15 protein-coding genes are annotated in these 16,835 nt (G+C 70.3%); 12 read left to right on the top strand and 3 right to left on the bottom strand.

Annotated elements, in window-relative coordinates; genetic code table 11:
- Nucleotides 1-144: 144 nt before the first annotated feature.
- The 6 genes from O7624_RS03680 to O7624_RS03655 are packed head-to-tail and all read left to right on the top strand — an operon-like array spanning nucleotide 145 to nucleotide 6,036.
- The gene (locus O7624_RS03680) at nucleotides 145-1,275 is read left to right on the top strand and encodes a LacI family DNA-binding transcriptional regulator (protein WP_093402812.1); all 1,131 of its coding nucleotides are present in this window, start codon (nucleotides 145-147) and stop codon (nucleotides 1,273-1,275) included.
- Nucleotides 1,276-1,294: 19 nt separating this feature from the next.
- A complete protein-coding gene (locus O7624_RS03675) occupies nucleotides 1,295-2,635 on the top strand; it encodes an extracellular solute-binding protein (protein ID WP_282238919.1) in 1,341 nt (446 codons plus the stop codon).
- A gap of 30 nt (nucleotides 2,636-2,665) precedes the next feature.
- Nucleotides 2,666-3,649: a sugar ABC transporter permease gene (locus O7624_RS03670; protein WP_093402611.1), complete on the top strand. Its 984-nt coding sequence runs from the start codon at nucleotides 2,666-2,668 to the stop codon at nucleotides 3,647-3,649.
- Nucleotides 3,649-4,533, top strand: coding sequence for a carbohydrate ABC transporter permease (locus tag O7624_RS03665; protein WP_282238918.1), 885 nt, complete (start codon nucleotides 3,649-3,651; stop codon nucleotides 4,531-4,533). Before O7624_RS03670 ends, O7624_RS03665 begins: the two co-directional genes overlap by 1 nt.
- A complete protein-coding gene (locus O7624_RS03660; protein WP_093402613.1) occupies nucleotides 4,517-5,140 on the top strand; it encodes a hypothetical protein in 624 nt (207 codons plus the stop codon). The genes O7624_RS03665 and O7624_RS03660 overlap by 17 nt, the downstream gene beginning before the upstream one ends.
- Nucleotides 5,137-6,036: a PmoA family protein gene (locus tag O7624_RS03655; protein ID WP_282238917.1), complete on the top strand. Its 900-nt coding sequence runs from the start codon at nucleotides 5,137-5,139 to the stop codon at nucleotides 6,034-6,036. The genes O7624_RS03660 and O7624_RS03655 overlap by 4 nt, the downstream gene beginning before the upstream one ends.
- Before the next feature lie 31 nt (nucleotides 6,037-6,067).
- On the opposite strand, the gene O7624_RS03650 is transcribed toward O7624_RS03655, so the two are convergent.
- Nucleotides 6,068-8,677, bottom strand: a complete 2,610-nt coding sequence (locus tag O7624_RS03650; protein WP_282238916.1) for a CHAT domain-containing protein — start codon at nucleotides 8,675-8,677, stop codon at nucleotides 6,068-6,070.
- A 180-nt stretch (nucleotides 8,678-8,857) separates the two neighbouring features.
- On the opposite strand from O7624_RS03650, the gene O7624_RS03645 reads away from it, so the two are divergent.
- From O7624_RS03645 to O7624_RS03635, 3 genes are read left to right on the top strand one after another with little or no spacing between them, the layout of a single operon-like run.
- Nucleotides 8,858-10,168, top strand: coding sequence for a S8/S53 family peptidase (locus O7624_RS03645; RefSeq protein ID WP_282238915.1), 1,311 nt, complete (start codon nucleotides 8,858-8,860; stop codon nucleotides 10,166-10,168).
- Between the two features lie 19 nt (nucleotides 10,169-10,187).
- Nucleotides 10,188-10,811 (top strand): sigma-70 family RNA polymerase sigma factor, encoded by a 624-nt coding sequence (locus O7624_RS03640; protein WP_093402814.1) that lies wholly within the window; start codon nucleotides 10,188-10,190, stop codon nucleotides 10,809-10,811.
- The gene (locus tag O7624_RS03635) at nucleotides 10,786-11,247 is read left to right on the top strand and encodes a hypothetical protein (protein ID WP_093402616.1); all 462 of its coding nucleotides are present in this window, start codon (nucleotides 10,786-10,788) and stop codon (nucleotides 11,245-11,247) included. The genes O7624_RS03640 and O7624_RS03635 overlap by 26 nt, the downstream gene beginning before the upstream one ends.
- A 60-nt stretch (nucleotides 11,248-11,307) precedes the next feature.
- On the opposite strand, the gene O7624_RS03630 is transcribed toward O7624_RS03635, so the two are convergent.
- Entirely contained in the window at nucleotides 11,308-12,333 is a 1,026-nt protein-coding gene (locus O7624_RS03630) for a hypothetical protein (RefSeq protein ID WP_282238914.1), read from the bottom strand.
- 160 nt (nucleotides 12,334-12,493) lie between these two features.
- Nucleotides 12,494-13,477: a LacI family DNA-binding transcriptional regulator gene (locus tag O7624_RS03625; RefSeq protein ID WP_170863354.1), complete on the bottom strand. Its 984-nt coding sequence runs from the start codon at nucleotides 13,475-13,477 to the stop codon at nucleotides 12,494-12,496.
- Between the two features lie 202 nt (nucleotides 13,478-13,679).
- Here O7624_RS03625 and O7624_RS03620 point away from each other — a divergent pair, with 202 nt between their 5' ends.
- The 3 genes from O7624_RS03620 to O7624_RS03610 are packed head-to-tail and all read left to right on the top strand — an operon-like array spanning nucleotide 13,680 to nucleotide 16,806.
- Nucleotides 13,680-14,948 carry an extracellular solute-binding protein gene (locus tag O7624_RS03620; protein WP_282238913.1) on the top strand — a complete coding sequence of 423 codons (1,269 nt, stop codon included), beginning with the start codon at nucleotides 13,680-13,682 and terminating at the stop codon, nucleotides 14,946-14,948.
- On the top strand, nucleotides 14,945-15,943 hold the full coding sequence (locus O7624_RS03615; protein WP_093402620.1) for a sugar ABC transporter permease: 999 nt from the start codon (nucleotides 14,945-14,947) through the stop codon (nucleotides 15,941-15,943). The genes O7624_RS03620 and O7624_RS03615 overlap by 4 nt, the downstream gene beginning before the upstream one ends.
- Nucleotides 15,940-16,806, top strand: a complete 867-nt coding sequence (locus O7624_RS03610; RefSeq protein ID WP_093402815.1) for a carbohydrate ABC transporter permease — start codon at nucleotides 15,940-15,942, stop codon at nucleotides 16,804-16,806. Before O7624_RS03615 ends, O7624_RS03610 begins: the two co-directional genes overlap by 4 nt.
- Nucleotides 16,807-16,835: the final 29 nt, after the last annotated feature.

Here is a 16,835-nt window from a genome sequence, read left to right as displayed (position 1 = left end):
TTTGCCCCGTTTGATGGGCTTAACAGGGCATGATGTGTAGCCCACCGAAACACAGCTGTAACCATCCACCGTTGACACTGGCGCAACCGTTTGCATTAATTGGCGGCACCCGTGACCGCCGACACATCGACGAAGGGGGCCTGGATGCCAGTCACCATCAGGGACGTCGCCCGGGCCTCCGGCGTGCACATCTCCACCGTCTCCCGCACCTTCTCGGCACCCCATCTGGTCAACCCCGAGACCCGGGTACGGGTGCTCGCGTGCGCCGAGGATCTGGGCTATCGGCCCAACCGCGCCGCCCGCGCACTCATCACCGGCCGCACCCACAACATCGGGCTGATCATCGCCGACATCGCCAACCCCTTCTTCCCGCCACTGATCAAGGCGGCGGAGAGCCAGGCCCGCCACCGCGACTACCACGTCTTCGTGGCCGACACCAACGAGGACGCCGCCGCCGAGGAGGAACTGGTCCACGCCCTGGCCAAGCAGGTCGACGGGGTGCTGCTGTGCAGCCCCCGGATGAGCAACAGCCTGATCGAGCAGCTCAGTCGGGAGGTGCCGCTGGTGGTGGTGAACCGACAGCTGGCCGGGCTGCCGTGCGTGCTGATGGACGTCGGGCAGGGCGCGCGTTCGGCCATCGAGCACCTCGCCGGGCTGGGTCACCGGGAAATGGCGCTGCTGGGCGGTCCACGTGGTTCGTGGACCAGCCGGGAGCTCCGGCGCGCCGCCAGCGCCGCAGCCCGGGCCGCGGGAGCGGAGCTGACCGTGCTCGGTCCCAACCCGCCCACCGAGACCGGCGGCCTCGCCCAGGCGGAGCAGGTCCGCCGGGCCGGCGTCACCGCCGTGCTCGCCTACAACGACCTGATGGCGATCGGGCTTCTCGAAGGGCTCGACGCACTCGGGGTGCGGGTGCCACAGGAGGTCAGTGTCGTCGGTGTCGACGACATCTCCCTGAGCCGACTCACCCGCCCCAAGCTGACGACGGTGGCCACGCCAACCGCGGCCGCCGGCCGGACGGCCGTCGACATGTTGCTGCAACAAGACACCGATTTCCCGCGTACCGCGCGGGGCGGCGGTGCCACCGTGGCAGTCGGCGTCCGTCGTACCACCGCACAGGTAATGCTCCAGACCGAGTTGGTCATCCGCGACTCCACCGCGCCGGGCCCCTACGCCGGCCGGGAACGTCCCGGAACCGCTGCCGCTGGCCCGGGCCCGCATCGCCGTGCGGACCCGGGCAACCCGGTCGTGGCCGCCGGTGACGTGGTCGCCTCCTAACGCCAAGGAGTGAGCGCACATGCACCCCGCAACGCACCCCACCGCCAGCGCGCCCGACGGGCGCACCTACCGTACCCCCCTGCCGCGCCGCCGGTTGTTGCGCGGCCTGGTCGCCGCGGTCGTCGCCCTGCCGCTGGTCGGCGCGGCCGCGGCCTGCGGCGACGACGCAGCGTCCGACGGCAAGACCACCATCTCGATCTTCTGGTGGGGTGGCGAGGCCCGGGCCCAGCTCACCGAGCAGGCGCTGGACCTCTACACCCAGAAGAATCCGGACGTCGTCTTCGAGAAGGTGTGGCAGGCCAACCAGGGCTACTTCGACAAGCTGGCCACCCTGACCGCCGGCGGCAACCCGCCCGACATCTTCCAGATCGATGACAACTTCCTCACCGAGTACGCCGCCCGCAACGCGACCCTGGACCTCAAGCCGTACCAGGAGTCCGGTGACCTCGACACCTCCAAGTTCCCGCCCAGCCTGCTCCAGTACGGCGTGGTCGACGGCAAGCTCGCCGGCCTGGCCGCCGGGGAGAACACCCAGGGGCTGGTCTACAACAAGACGCTGGTGACCAAGAACGGCCTGCCCGAGCCGACCACCGGCATGAGCTGGGAGGAGCACATCGCCTGGGCCGAGGAGGTCAGCAAGAAGACCGGTGTCCCCGGCACGATGGACGCGAGCGCCATCGACAAGGCGTTCTGGGTGTGGCTGCGCCAGCAGGGCAAGGATCTGTACTCCGGCAACGACCTCGGTTTCACCGTGGAGGACGTGACCAGGTGGTTCGAGCTGTGGAAGGACGCCCGCGAGCGGGGCGCGACCCCTACCCCGGACGTCATCCACGAGGGCAACGCCACCGACATCACCAAGCAGCTGGTGGTCACCGGCAAGGCCGCCACCTCGTGGGTGTGGGTCAACCAGATGCCCGAGCTGAAGAAGAACACCTCCGACGAGCTCGGCGTCATCGCCTACCCGGGTGACCCCAGCGGCCAGTGGGCCCGCGCCTCGATGTACTGGTCGGTCTTCCGGGGCAGCAAGAACGCGGACATCGCGGTCGACGTGATCAACTTCCTGGCGAACGACGCCGACGCGGTCAAGCTGCTCGGCACCGACCGGGGCCTGCCGTCCAACCTGGACCTGCGCCGGGTGGTCAGCGACGACACCACCGACGAGGCGATGAAGCAGTCCATCGCCGTCGAGACCGAGCTGGCCAAGACGTTCGGCGAGGCGCCCCAGGTGCCGATCAAGGGGCACAGCAAGGTTCGCGCCGAGCTGATCAAGGCCGCCGAGAACGCGCAGTACGGCCGAGCCACCCCCGCCGAGTCCGCCGCCCAGTTCGTCGAGGCGTGCAAGGCGGCAATCGCCTCCTGACCCGCCGCACCACCCGGAGAGGAGCAGTTCGTGGCCTTGACCACGGCGCCCGACCCGACCCGACGCGGCACCGGATCCGTCCGGCCCGACGCCAACCGGCGCGGGACCGGACGGATCCGGCACGGGGAAGGTCTGGCCGGATACGTCTTCCTGTCGCCCTGGCTCATCGGTCTGATGGGCATCACGGCGATACCCATGCTGTTGTCGCTCTACCTCAGCTTCACCAACTACGACATCCTGACGCCGTGGTCCGAGGTGGAGTGGGTCGGGCTGGCCAACTACGAACGGATGTTCACAAGCGATACCTCGTGGTGGCACTCGGTACGGGTCACGCTCAGCTTCGCCCTGATCGCCGTACCGCTGAAACTGGCCGCGGCACTCGGGGTGGCTCTCCTGCTCAACCGGGCCTGGCGCGGCGTCGGCCTGTTCCGCGGCCTGTTCTACCTGCCGTCGCTGCTCGGCGGCAGTGTGGCCCTGGCCATCGTCTGGGTCAACATGTTCAACCGGGACGGTGCGTTCAACTCGTTCCTCGCCCTCTTCGGCATTCAGGGCAAGCCCTGGGTGAACGACCCGGACTGGGCGCTTGAGACGTTGATGGTGCTGGCCATCTGGCAGTTCGGCGCACCGATGGTGATCTTCCTGGCCGGGCTCAAGCAGGTGCCCACGGAGCTGTACGAGGCCGCCGCGGTGGACGGGGCCGGCAAGTTCCGGCAGTTCGTGAACGTGACCCTGCCGATGCTCTCCCCGGTGATCTTCTTCAACCTGGTGCTGGAGACCATCAACGGGTTTCAGGGCTTCACCGCCGCGTTCGTGCTCAGCAACGGCACCGGCGGGCCGGTCGACTCGACCCTGATGTACACGCTCAACCTCTACATCACCGGCTTCACCAACCTGGAGATGGGCTACGCCTCCGCGATGGCCTGGGTGTTCCTGATCGCCATCGCGATCATCACGGTGATCTTCTTCAGCACCGGCCGGTTCTGGGTGCACTACTCCGACGGGGAGGATCGCTGATGGTGGCCGATACCGTCGTCCCGACCGTGGCGACCCGTCCACAACGCCCACGCAGCCGTTCCTGGCTCCGGTTGGTCGTGCTGCTGGCCATCGTCGCGGTCGTGCTCTACCCGCTGTTCTGGATGATCGGCACCTCCGTCAAGTCGCAGGAGGAGATCGTCAACAACATCGGTCTGCTGCCCCGGAACTTCACCCCGGGCAACTACACCGACGGGTGGACCAACTTCGACGTCAGCTTCGCCCGCTTCTTCCTGAACAGCGCCATGGTCAGCCTGCTCACCCTGGTCGGCAACGCGGTGAGCTGCCTGCTGGCCGCGTACGCCTTCGCCCGGCTGAGGTTCCGGCTGCGGGGGCTGTGGTTCGCCGTCATGATCGGCACCCTGCTGCTACCGGGACACGTGCTGATCGTGCCGCAGTACATCCTCTTCCGCACCCTCGGCCTGGTCGGCGGGGAGTGGCCCTACCTGCCGCTGCTGATCCCGCAGTTCCTGGCCACGGAGGCGTTCTTCGTCTTCCTGATGGTGCAGTTCATGCGCGGCATCCCGCGCGAGCTGGACGAGGCGGCGCGGATCGACGGCGCGAACGCGTTCGGCATCTTCCGGCACGTGATCCTGCCGCTGAGCCGTCCCGCCCTGGTCACCACCGCGATCTTCTCGTTCATCTGGACCTGGAACGACTTCTTCCGGCAACTGGTCTTCCTGTCCGAGTTGAGCGACTACACCGTCCCGGTGGCGCTGACCCTGTTCATCGACTCCACCAGCCAGAGCGCCGTGGGGCCGATGTTCGCCATGGCGGTGCTGTCCCTGCTGCCGGTCTTCCTGTTCTTCGTCGCCTTCCAACGGATGCTCGTCGAGGGGATCAACACCAGTGGACTCAAGGGCTGACGAGCGCGGCGACCAGCGCCGCGACTGGCGCGACACCGTACGCGACGCTGCCGACCTGGCGTTGCTGGGTATCCTGACGGTGCTCGCCTCGGCGCCGGTGCTGACCGCCGGCGCCGCCGTCGGCGCCGCCAGCGCGGCGCTGCACGACTGGCTCGACACGGGCAGTTGGCCGACCGCCCGCCGAACGATGTCGCGGTTCGGCCGGGGACTGCTGCCCGGCCTGCCCGTCACCCTGCTGGGACTGGGCGGCGTCGGGCTGCTCGTCACAAACCTGGTGGCGCTGGCCACCGGTCGGGTCCCGGGTGGGGCGGTGGGACTGGCTGTCACCAGCGTGGTGGCAGCGGCCCTGCTCGGCTACGCCGCCGCGATCGTGGTCGAGGTGGGGCGCACCGGTGGCACTGGGTGGCGGTCGGCGGTCACCAGGGCGGCCCGCGCCTGCCTCGACCACCCTGCGAACTGCGCCGCGCTGGCCGGGACCAGTCTGGTGGCCGTACTGGTCGGGGTGCTGGTCACCCCGGTCGCGGTGCCGATCCTCGCCGGGTACGCGCTGGCCGCCGTGCACGCCGTCGCCCGTCGCCGGCCGGTCACCCAGGTGGAGCTGTCGTGAACGGACGGGACGGAACCCTCGGCCGGGCCACCGATGACGCCTCCGAGGGCCGCGCGGACCCGCACCTGCTGGTCGGCGGTACGCCGGTGGCCCGTTACGTGCTCGCCCCGGACCTCGACGTCGAACACGGGCCCCGGCCCTACCTGCACCCGGTGCGTACCCTGGCCGGCACCCCGGTCACCGACGCTCTGCCCGCCGACCATGTCTGGCACCTCGGCGCGTCGGTGGCGGTGCAGGACGTCGCCGGCACCAACCTCTGGGGCGGGCGCACCTACGTCCGCGACGTCGGATACACCTGGCGTGGCGACCACGGACGCATCGTCCACGTGGGCTGGGAGGAGCGGACGCCCGACCGGCTCGACCACCGGCTGCACTGGTGTGATCCGGCCGGTGACGTGCTGCTCTCCGAACAGCGCACCATCAGCGCCTCGGCCGTGTCCGGCCACCCGAGCGCCTGGCGACTCGACCTCGCCAGCACCCTCACCGCACCCGCCGATCGGGACATCGTGCTGGGCAGCCCGGCCACCAACGGGCGCCCCGGCGGCGCCGGTTACGGCGGGTTCTTCTGGCGGGCGGTGGCGACCGAACCGCCCGAGGTGTTCGCCGGTGAGCTGACCGGCGAGGAGGCGGTCAACGGCTGTGACCGACCGTGGGTGGCGCTGCGCGGGCAGGCCCCCGAGGGCGGGGCGTACACCCTCATCTTCAGCGGCCTCGGACCGGGGGACCGGTGGTTCGTCCGGACCACCATGTACCCGGGGGTGTGCGTGGCCTACGCCTTCGCGCGGACGGTGACCATCCCCGCCGGCACCAGCCGGCACGGCCGTCACCAGGTGATCGTGGTCGACGGCAGGCTCGACCCGGAAAGCGCTGCCGGGCTGGCCGCCGCGGGTGTTTGAACCGGGTCCGGTCAACCCGAGGCATGACCCGTCAGTCGGCGCCGAGGCAGACGAACGCCGCCGCAGTGGCCCGCGCGGTGTCGTCGCCGCCGGCGGCGAACACCCGCTGGGCGCTGGCGAGCGCCTGCGCCGGCCGGGTACCGGCTCGCATCCGTCGGTGCAGGTCCACCATGAGAGCGGTGGTGGGCTCCGCCGGCACCGGTAGCACGGTGGCGATCAGGCACCGGGTACCCAGCGCCAGCAGCACCGCGGCGAAGCCCATGATCTCGTCGCCCGGGCGGACTCCGTGCAGCCCGGACTCGCAGGCGGAGAGCACCACACAGGACGGCGGACGGGTGAGCCGCTCCCACTCGTACGCGAACAGCGGCCCGTCCGCGAGTTCCAGGGTGGAGAACTGGGGGTTGTCCGCCCGGAAGGCGCCGTGCGCCGCGATGTGCACCAGCGCGGCCCGATCCATCGCCGAGGTCAGCGCGGTGACGGTGGCGTCCGCCCCGGTCAACGTCCGGGCTGCCGGCAACACCCGGGCGAGCCGGACGACCTCGGCCCGCCCGGCCGGCAGGCGTGGACCGCTGGCCAGCACCGGTGCCCTGGTGCACCATTCGCGCTGCTCGGCGCTGAGCCAGACGGTGGCCGACGGGGCGACGGTGACGGCCCGGCCGGCGCAGGTAGCCAACCCGGCCCAGGCGACGCCGTGCAGCGGGCCGACCGGGACGATCACCAGCGGACGGTCGGCCACCTGCCGCCGTATCGGGTCGAAGAGTTGACTGTCGAGCGCCGCGGCGGCGTGTTCGGTGCCGGCTCGCGCGGCGGCCGAGTCCCCGCCGACGATCTGCCGGCGTAGCCCGAACCGGTGCCAGTGCGCCAGCTGGGCCGCCTGGTCGAGTGGACCCAGGTCGTGCAGGCTGGCGCGGCCGTCGCGGAGCAGCACCGCCCGAAGCCGGTCGCCGTGGGCCACGAGTTCGACCAGGACGCGGGGGCCGAGTCGGTCGGCCAGGCGCCGGACACCCGGTGGTGCCACCACCTGAGCACCGCCCGGCGCGCGCCGGGCCAGGTCCCGGATGCGCTGTTCGAGCCGGGTCTGCCGCTCGCGCAAACTGTGCACGGTCCGCCCGGCCAGCACCGCCTCCTCCAGCAGGCCGCTGACCAGTCGGAGTTCGGCGAGGGCAGCGACCAGGTCGGGATCATCGGGCGGCAGCGCCGGGCGCATCCGTAGCCCGTTGGCGCGCCACCGTTCGGCCCAGGCCAGCACCTGGCCCGGTGCGCGGGCCCGGACCGCGATGTCCAGTCCTTCGGCCGCCAGCTCCTGCCCGTACACCCCGCTGTGCGCGCGTAGCTCGGTGGCGCCCAGCGAGGTGCGGTGCCGGTCGAGCACGGCCAGGCCGCGCCGCAGTGCGCGGGCCGCACCGGCCTCGTCACCGCCGAGCCGACGCGACAACGCCAGGGCGTACCAACCTCGGGCACGTCGCGGGGCGGTGCCGCGACCGCGGCTACGGGCGGCCTGTGCGAACAGCGCCGTCGCACGTCCGGTCCGGCCCAACTCCGTCGCCAGCAGTCCGGCGTCGACGCGGGTGGTGAGGGCGGGATCCGGCCAGCCGGTGGCATCGAGCTGGTCGGCGGTGCGCACCATCGCCCGCAGCAGCGTGGCCGACCGCGTGCCCCGGCGAAACTCGGCGCGTAGCTCGACGTGCCGGGCGAAGGCTGCCCAGGTACGGCGGCCCTGGCGACGGAACCGGTTGCGTGCCGCCGCGGCGGACCCGGTAGCGGTGTCCAGGTCACCGGCGAGCAGCGCGGCCCGAGCCTGGGCCAGCAGCGCTTCGGCGAGATCGGAGGCCATTCCCCGACTGCGCAACTCCCGGATGGCGGTGGCGGCGACCTGCACCGCCTCGTCGACAAGCGGCACCGACAGCAGCAGCTCGAAGCGGTCGAGCAGCAGCGCCGGCCGGGGCACGGCCAGCCGCTGGTACTCCTCGCCGACGGCGGCGAAACAGCGCAGTGCGGCGGCGACGTCACCGCGCAGCCCGGCGGCGATCCCACCGTTCCAGCGGGCGTCGGCCGCCGCCAGGTCAAGGCCGAGGCCGTGGAACACCGCCGCCGCCCGGTCCAGATCGTCGGTGCCGTCTGCGGTGCCCCGGTGGGCGTTGAGCAGTCCGCGGTTGTTGCGAGCCCGTGCCTCCAGGAGACGGTCACCCTCACGCTGGGCGATGTCGATGGCCTGGCCGTAGTCGCGGACCGCGTCGTCGTACAGCCCCCGGTAGTGCAGCACCACGCCCCGCTGCATTCGGGCGCGTCCGGCATCGGCGCCGGTCAGCTCGGGCAGCGCGGCGGTCACCTCGCGCAGCGCCGCCGCGGTACGGCCGGCGTTGGCCAGTACGTAGCCGAGGCTCATCCGGGCCAGCGCCTCGGTGCGGGCGGAGCCGGCGCTGCGGACCGCCCGGCGCAGGTGGCGAAGCGCACCGGACAAATCGTTTAGTTCCCGCAGGGCCAGACCGATGGCCCGCTCGGCGGTGGCGCGCTCGTCGCGATCGGCGGGAATCGCGGTGAGGACCCCGGTGGCGATCGTGATCGCCTCGCGCGGACAGCGTTGGACGAGGTCGAGAGCCGCCTGGGCGGTTCCGGCACCGCTACCGGTGCGGTCAGGCATGGTCAGAGAATTCAGCATCCACACTCGTCCGTCAACGCCGACGAATGGCGCTACGGTGGGCCGTTACGGGCGTTCACCTCATTGACTTGCAACGATTGATTGGAAGAATTGGTGAGGTTCGCGGGGGCCGCCGCGCCCGCCACCGGTGGGCGTGCCGCCTCTCGCACAGTTGGAGGAGCCGTGCGTCCTGACCGCGCCACCCTCACCGGCCGACCGTCGCGTCGGCGACTGCTCGCGGCATCCGCCCTGGCCGCGGCGGCGTTACCGTTCGGCGCAGGGCCACGTCCGAGCTACGCGCGTACCCGGCACGACCGTGCTGACGACGAGGCGTACCAGCTCGCGTTCGAGGCGGCGCTGACCGCCGATCCCGACGTGCGGCGGTACCTCGCCGCCGGCCGGCACTTCCTCTACCGGCCCCGGCAGTTGCTTGCCGCCACCGCCGACGCCCAGCGGGTCGCGGCCTGGCTGAGGGCCCGCGGTCACGCGGTGACGATCGCGGACAGCTTCGCGGGAGTCACCCGCTTGCGGTTCGTCGCCGAGACCGATGTTCCCTCAATCGTGACGAGGCTGCGTGACCCACGACAGTGGCCCGGGCAACCGGCACCCCGGGTCCAACCGCACCATGTGCTGGTCGGCCTGGGCAACATCATGGGCAACCCGGGTACGCCGCCTCGGGAGGCCGCCGCGCTCGCACCGCCCGACCCGAGCCGGCTCGGCGAGGGAGCGGGGGTGACGGTGGGTATCTGCGACACCGGTATCTGGCGGAAGGCCGGCGACTACCACCCGTCCTGGCTGGGCGGTGGGTATCTCCCGGAGCCGGACGACGAGGACCCGCTCTACCTGTACGCCGACGTGCTCGCCGTGCAGGGCGGTCACGGCACGTTCGTCGCCGGGGTGGTGCGGCAGGCCGCGCCGGGCGTACACGTCGACCCGGAGGCGGCACTGGCGCCGACCGGGATCGGCGACGAGGCCATGGTGGTGGCGGCCATGGGACGGCTGACGCCCGAGGTGTCGGTGGTGAACCTCTCGCTGGGCGGCTTCACCCTCGACGACCAGCCCTCGATGCCACTTGCCAACGCCGTGGCCGGATTGCCGCCGAGCACCGCGGTGGTGGCGGCTGCCGGTAACGCTGGCACCGACCGACCGATCTGGCCGGCCGCGCTGGACCGCGTCGTGGGAGTGGCCGCGCTCGCCTCGGGTCCTGCCGGCCTGGTGCCGGCGGAAGACAGCGGATTCGGGTCGTGGGTGGACGCCTGTGCCGTCGGCCGCCGGGACAGCACCTACGTCGCGGGTCGACTGCCGCTGCCCGATCGTCCGACCCGGGTGTTCCAGGGCTTCGCGACGTGGGCCGGCACCTCGTTCGCGGCTGCCCACGTCTCCGGTCGGCTCGCCGCCCTGATGACCGCCGGTGACCTGAGCGCCGACGAGGCCCGGCTGGCGTTGCTGGCGGCGCCGTCCTGGCACCCCGACTACGGCGTGTTCGTCGAATGAGTTCCCGGGACACGTTGTGGTGACCGAGCGCGGTGCCGCGGTTCTGGTGGCCGCCGCAGCCGACGGTGACGAGTCGGCCTGGACCGAGCTGGTTCGCCGCTACACCCCGCTCGTCTACGCGGTGATCCGCGGCCACGACCTGGCTGGGGCCGAGGCCGCGGACGTCAACCAGACCGTCTGGCTGCGGCTCGTGGAACATCTGGATCAGGTGCGCAGACCGGAGGCGCTGGCCGGCTGGCTGGCCGTCACCACCCGGCGGGAGTGCTACCGGATGTCCCGCCTCGGCCGGCGGACCCAACCCGTCGACCCGTCCGGTGGCGCCCTCGACGCGTACCACGGCACGTCGCCGGCGGCGGACGAGGACCTGCTGCGTGCCGAGCGGCGGCGGGCCCTGCGCGAGGGCTTCGCCCAGCTTCCACCCCGCTGCCAGCAGGTGCTCTCGATGCTCACGGCCGATCCGCCGCTGAGCTATCGGGAGACCGCCGAGCGGTTGGGCGTACCGGTCGGCAGCATCGGGCCGACCCAGGCGCGTTGCCTGCGTCGGCTTCGTGCCTGTGCCGCGCTCGCGCCGTACGTTGGTGCTCACCCGGGGGACGGGACGAAGGGGGGTGAGCGTGATGGAGCAGTGGCCGCCGGCCGATGACGCCGCGCTCGGCGCGGAGCTGCGCGCGGCGCTCGGCGACGCGGGCGAGGTCCCCGAGGAGCACCTCCGGGCGGCCCGGGCGGCCTTCGCCTGGCGTACGGTGGGCGCCCAGCCCACCGTCGCTGAGCTGGTCTTCGACTCGGCCTGTGAGCCGGGCGCGGTGGCCACCCGGTCGGCCGGCTCCACGCGGAACCTGTCCTTCCGGGGCGGCCCGATCGTGGTGGAGATCGAGATCGGCGGCACGGGAATCGTCGGGCAGCTCAGTCCGGTCGACGGCGGCCGGGTCAGTGCCCGGACCGCGAACGGCACCTACGAGGAGACCTCGGTCGACGCCGTGGGTCTCTTCTCGCTCGGTCTCCCACCGCCGGGCCCGGTCCAACTGCACGCCCGCTCCGGCGGGTTCAGCGTGGTGACCGACTGGGTCTGCCTGCGCTGACACCGCGGGGATCGAAAACCGGGACGGTTCCCGACCCCCGCGGCACACGGCGTTGGAGGACTACTCCTTCAGGGAGGTGATCAGATATTGCACACCGCCCAGGTCGGACATCGTCCCGCTGCTGTCCGGGCCCAACTGGACCACGGCGAGGCACATCTCCCCGTCGCTTTCCGCCTGGGCCGTGAAGATCAGCGAGAACTGCGCCCGCTCACCGGGTTGCAGCAGGAGGTTGCCCAGGCTGGCCCAGGTCGTGTCGACGATCTCCACCTGGGTCCTGCCGATCGGCCGTACCCCGGTGCCGACCGCGCCGCCGGCACGCCAGCGCTCGAACAAGTCCTGGCCGAGGTCGACGACCACCCGGCCACCGATGTTCTGCAATGGTTCGGCCGCCACGAAGAGCACCTCGTTGCGCGACGGCACGGTGAGCGAGTTGCCGATCGCGAAGGGCCGGACGGTCGGACCGGCACCCGGGGTGAGCGGGACCGAGTCGACGTTGCGCCACGCGATGTTGTTGTTGCTCCGGGTGTTGGTGCTGATGTCCGGACCCTCGACGGTCATCGGGTCGGAGTTCGACACCCAGCGGGCGAGCAGGCAGAAATGACCCGGTCCCGGGACTCCCTTCCACGGGATGGTGACGGTGGTGACGCCGGGTGCGGCGGCTACGGAGGCCGCCCCGATCCTGGTCCAGTGGATGGGCCACACCGCACCGCCACCCGGCGTCGTCCGGTAGACCTGTAGCACGCCGTTGACCGAGCCCGAGCCGGACGGGCCCGGGTTACGGAGTTTGACGAAGATGTAGTTGGTCGCGCCGACGACCGGGTTCTGGCTCACGGCGCACTCCACCGCTGTGGGGCAGACCTTGATGTCGGGGCTGGCCCACAGCGGGTCGAGCGAGTGTGGCTGGACTCCGGTGTCGGCGGCGACATCCCGGATGTGGACGTCGGTGCGGGCAACCGGGGTGGCGCGGTCCGACCCGTGCCCGACCGGCACGGCGGCGGCTGCGCCGGTCGTCAACAGGCCGGTCAGCGCCGCTCCCAGGAACCCGATCCACACGGCCCGGCGGAGCCGTCTCCCTACACTGCTCATGACAGGTGTCTCCCATCGACGGAGCCGTGGTCGACCCGGCTCGTTACGCTCCGGTGTCGACCTGGTTACGCCAAATACAGAGCGGGGTCGTAGCCGGGAAATACCGTCGGCGGGGGAGCAGACCGTCAGATGGCGCGAGAAGCGGCAAAGGGGCGGCTGATCAATCACGCAGCGGACGGCAGGACGAGCGGACGACAAGTTCGGTGGGCAGCCGGATGTGGGTGTCCCGCTCGACGCCGGCGATCAGGTCGACCAGCAGCCGCAGCGCCTCGGCACCCATCCGCTGCAACGGCTGCATTATCGTCGTCAGTGGCGGGTTGACAAGCGCTGATTCCGGGATGTTGTCGAAGCCGATCACGGACAGGTCGTCGGGGACCGACCGGCCCATGCTCCGGGCGACGTCGATTGTGGAGATCGCGGAGAGGTCGTTACCGGCGAAGACGGCGGTCGGGCCGTCGGGCAACGAGAGTAGTTCGGCGGCGGTCTCGGCGGCGCTCTCGATGCGGAACCCGCCGACCCGCACCAGCCGCTCGTCCACCGTCACGCCCGCGTCGGCCATTGCCTGCCGGAAGCCCGCCTCGCGCAACCGGGACGACTCGAGGTCGCGGCGTCCGCTGATGTGCCCGATGCGGCGGTGGCCGAGGGACAACAGATAGTTGGTCGCCAGGACGGCACCGGCGAAGTTGTCGGAATCGACGGTCGGCAGCCCCGACGGGCCGGTGTGCGGGTCCACGGCCACGACGTGGAAGCCCTGCTTGGTCTCCACCACCGTCGGTGTGACGATCACGGCCCCGTCGATGAGCGTGCCCGACAACCGGGCCAGCGAGCGGCGTTCCCAACCGACGGCCGTACCGGCACCGTCGCCGCCGGAGTACGCCAGTAGCTGGTAGCCGGTGCCGGCGACCTCCACGCTGGCGCCCTTGAGCAGTTCGGTCGAGAACGGCTCGAACTCGGCGACCAGGATGCCCAGCACGTTTGTGCGATGGCTGCGGAGGCTCTGCGCACCGAGGCTCGCCTCGTAGCCGAGTTGACGGATGACCTGCTGGACCCGTTCCACGGTCGCCTGTGCCACTCCGTAACGGCCGTTCACCACCTTGGAAACGGTCGCCACGGAGACGCCGGCCGTGCGGGCTACGTCCGACATCTTGACACGCTGGGGAAACGCCACGTCGATGATGATAGAGGGCGATCGGGCCGGTTACGGAGACGAGTCGAAAACGTTATCGACACCGATTGACACTGGGTTACCCGACTGAAAAACTCGCTCAGGCCGAGCACCCGACTGACTGGTCGAGGAGACATCGATGGCTATAAAGCGCCGTGCAACCACCTTTCTAGCGCTTTCCATGACAACCGCACTACTCGTCGCCGGCTGCGGTGGCGGCGGTGAGGACGAGGCGCCTGCCGAGAGCGAGCTGTACAAGAACCCGGTGACGCTTACCTGGTGGCACAACGCCTCCCAGGATGGTCCCGGCAAGACCTACTGGGAAAAGGTCGCCAAGGACTTCAATGCACTGCACCCCACGGTCACGATCGAGATCGAGGGCATCGAGACCAACCAGCTCCAGCGCACCCGGCTCCCTGCCGCGCTGCTGAGCAACGACCCGCCGGACATCTTCCAGGCGTGGGGCGGCGGCGAGATCCGCGAGCAGGTGGAGGCCGACTACCTCAAGGACATCACCGACCAGGTCAAGGACGAGGTTGCCAACATCGGCAGCGCGGTCGAGATCTGGCAGGTGGACGGCAAGCAGTACGGCCTGCCGTACCGGATGGGCATCGAGGGCATCTGGTACAACAAGGACCTGTTCCAGCAGGCCGGCATCACCGCTCCGCCGGCCACCTTCGACGAGCTGAACGACGCGGTCACCAAGCTCAAGGCGATCAACGTCATTCCGATCGCCGTCGGCGCCGGTGACAAGTGGCCCGCCGCGCACTGGTGGTACAACTTCGCGTTGCGTGCCTGCTCGGTGGAGACCCTGCGGAAGGCCTCCCTCGAGAACGTCTTCGACGACCAGTGCTTCGTCAAGGCCGGTCAGGACCTGAAGGCCTTCATCGACACCGAGCCGTTCCAGCCCAATTTCATCGCCACGCCGGGCCAGAACGACCCGACCAGCGCCAACGGCCTGCTGGCCAACGGCAAGGCGGCGATGGAGCTGATGGGTGACTGGAACAAGGGCACCCTGGACACCGTCACCGAGGACCAGGAGGCGCTGAACAAGTTCATCGGCTGGTTCCCGGTGCCCGCCATCACCGGTTCCGCCGGTGACCCGAAGGCGGCCCTGGGCGGCGGCGACGGTTTCGCCTGCGCCAAGAACGCCCCGGCCGAGTGCGTCGAGTTCCTCAAGTACATCGTCAGCCCCGAGGTACAGAAGGGCTACGCCGAGACCGGCACCGGCCTGCCGGTCGCCAAGGGCGCCGAGGACGGCGTCAAGGACCCGGCCCTGAAGTCCATCCTGGAGGCCACCACCAGCGCCACCTACGTGCAGCTCTGGCTGGACACGGCGTTCGGTAGCACCGTCGGTAACGCGATGAACGACGCGATCGTCGCCATCTTCGCCGGCAACGGCACCCCTGAGCAGGTTGTCGAGGCCATGAAGGCGGCCGCGCGCAAGTGACGTCGACCAACCCGACCCTGGACCTCGCCGGCGGCGCATCCGCGCCGCCGGCGGGACCTCGGCCTGCCCGGCGCTCGTCCGCTCGGGCCGCCGAGACCCGACGCAAGTGGTACGAGATCATCGGGCTCACGACACCAGCCGTGATCGTCTACGTGATGTTCGTGCTGGTCCCGATGGGCTTCGCCTTCTACTACAGCCTGTTCCGTTGGCGTGGCGTCGGACCACCCACCGACTATGTCGGCTTCGACAACTACGTCCTGGCCTTCCAGGACCCGATCTTCATCGACGCGCTGCGCAACAACGCGATCATCGTGTTCGGGTCACTGCTGATCCAGGGACCCATCGCGCTGGGCGTCGCTCTGCTGCTCAACCGCAATTTCCGGGGCCGTACGCTGTTCCGCCTGCTGGCCTTCGTGCCGTACGTGCTGGCCGAGGTCACCGTCGGCATCATGTGGAAGCTGCTGCTGTCCGACGCCGGCACGGTCAACGCGATGCTGGAGTCGCTGGGACTGGGCAGCCTCGTACAGGCGTGGCTCGCCGATCTCGATATCGTTATCTGGACGATGTTGGCCGTTCTGACCTGGAAGTACGTCGGTTTCGCCATCATCCTTCTGCTGGCCGGCCTGTCGAATGTGCCGCAGGAGTTGAACGAGGCCGCCGCCATCGACGGCGCCAGCTGGTGGCAGATCCAGCGGCACGTGACGCTGCCGCTGCTGGGGCCCACGATCCGGATCTGGATGTTCCTGTCCATGATCGGCTCGCTGCAGGTCTTCGACGTGATCTGGGTGACCTCCGTGCCTGCGGTCCGGTCGCTGGGCGCGTCGGCCACCATGGCGACGTACATGGTGGACAACGGGTTCTTCGCTCGCCTGTGGGGCTACGGCAACGCGGTGGCGGTCATCCTGTTCGCCATCTCGTTCGTCGCGGCAGTGCTGTTCCAGCGCTTCCTCCTGCGTCGCGACATCGAGGGCGCCATCACCAGAAGGGCAAACTGATCGTGGCCGCGAACGCCGTTCTGTCTCCCACCGCCAAGCGTCGCCCGATCTCGTGGGGGAATCCCCTCACCTACGCGCTGGCGCTCGCGGTCGCCGCCGTGTCGATCACCCCGGTGGTGTACGTGATCGTCGGCGGCTTCCGCACCACGCCGCAGATCGTCGCGGACCCGGCCGGGCTGCCCGACCCGTGGGTCTGGGACAACTACTCCCGGGTGCTGACCCAGAGCGACTTCTGGCGGCAGGTGTTCAACAGCGCCGTGGTGTCCCTGGGCACCACGATCGGCGTCGTGGTGCTGGGGGTCTGCGCCGCGTTCGTGCTGGCCCGTTACACCTTCCGCGGCCGTGAGGTGCTCTACACCTTCTTCACCCTGGGCCTGCTGTTCCCGGCCGGCGCGGCGATCCTGCCGCTCTACCTGATGCTGCGTGACCTGAACCTGATCAACTCGTACTACGCGGTTATCCTGCCGCAGGTCGCCTTCGCGTTGCCGCTGACGATCGTGATCCTACGACCGTTCCTCACCGCCATCCCCCGGGAGTTGGAGGACGCGGCGGCCATCGACGGCACCGGTCGGCTCGGCTTCCTCTGGCGCATCCTGTTGCCCCTGTCGCGGCCCGCGCTGGTCACCGTCGGTATCCTCGCCTTTGTCACCAGCTGGAACGCGTTCCTGCTGCCGCTGCTCGTGCTCGGCGACGCGAGCCTGCACACCCTGCCGCTGGGCGTGCAGAACTTCTCCAGCCAGTACACCTCCGACACGGCGGGCATCCTCGCCTTCACCTCGCTGGCGATGCTGCCGGCACTTATTTTCTTCACGTTCGCCGAGAAGCAGATCGTCGGTGGCCTCCAGGGCGCGGTCAAGGGCTGAGCGGCAGCGGCACGAACACAAAAGGGGTA

This window comes from Verrucosispora sp. WMMD1129 (assembly GCF_029581255.1).
In the GTDB taxonomy this organism is placed as follows: Bacteria; Actinomycetota; Actinomycetes; order Mycobacteriales; family Micromonosporaceae; genus Micromonospora; species Micromonospora sediminimaris.
The sequence above is the reverse complement of the archived record's forward strand: the minus strand, read 5'-3'. Positions and strand labels throughout refer to the sequence as shown.

Coding starts and splice junctions, on each gene's coding strand:
- O7624_RS03680 (WP_093402812.1), top strand. CDS start 145: ATGCCAGTCACCATCAGGGACGTCGCCCGGGCCTCCGGCGTGCACATC.
- O7624_RS03675 (WP_282238919.1), top strand. CDS start 1,295: ATGCACCCCGCAACGCACCCCACCGCCAGCGCGCCCGACGGGCGCACC.
- O7624_RS03665 (WP_282238918.1), top strand. CDS start 3,649: ATGGTGGCCGATACCGTCGTCCCGACCGTGGCGACCCGTCCACAACGC.
- O7624_RS03650 (WP_282238916.1), bottom strand. CDS start 8,677: ATGCCTGACCGCACCGGTAGCGGTGCCGGAACCGCCCAGGCGGCTCTC.
- O7624_RS03635 (WP_093402616.1), top strand. CDS start 10,786: ATGGAGCAGTGGCCGCCGGCCGATGACGCCGCGCTCGGCGCGGAGCTG.
- O7624_RS03630 (WP_282238914.1), bottom strand. CDS start 12,333: ATGAGCAGTGTAGGGAGACGGCTCCGCCGGGCCGTGTGGATCGGGTTC.
- O7624_RS03625 (WP_170863354.1), bottom strand. CDS start 13,477: ATGTCGGACGTAGCCCGCACGGCCGGCGTCTCCGTGGCGACCGTTTCC.
- O7624_RS03620 (WP_282238913.1), top strand. CDS start 13,680: ATGACAACCGCACTACTCGTCGCCGGCTGCGGTGGCGGCGGTGAGGAC.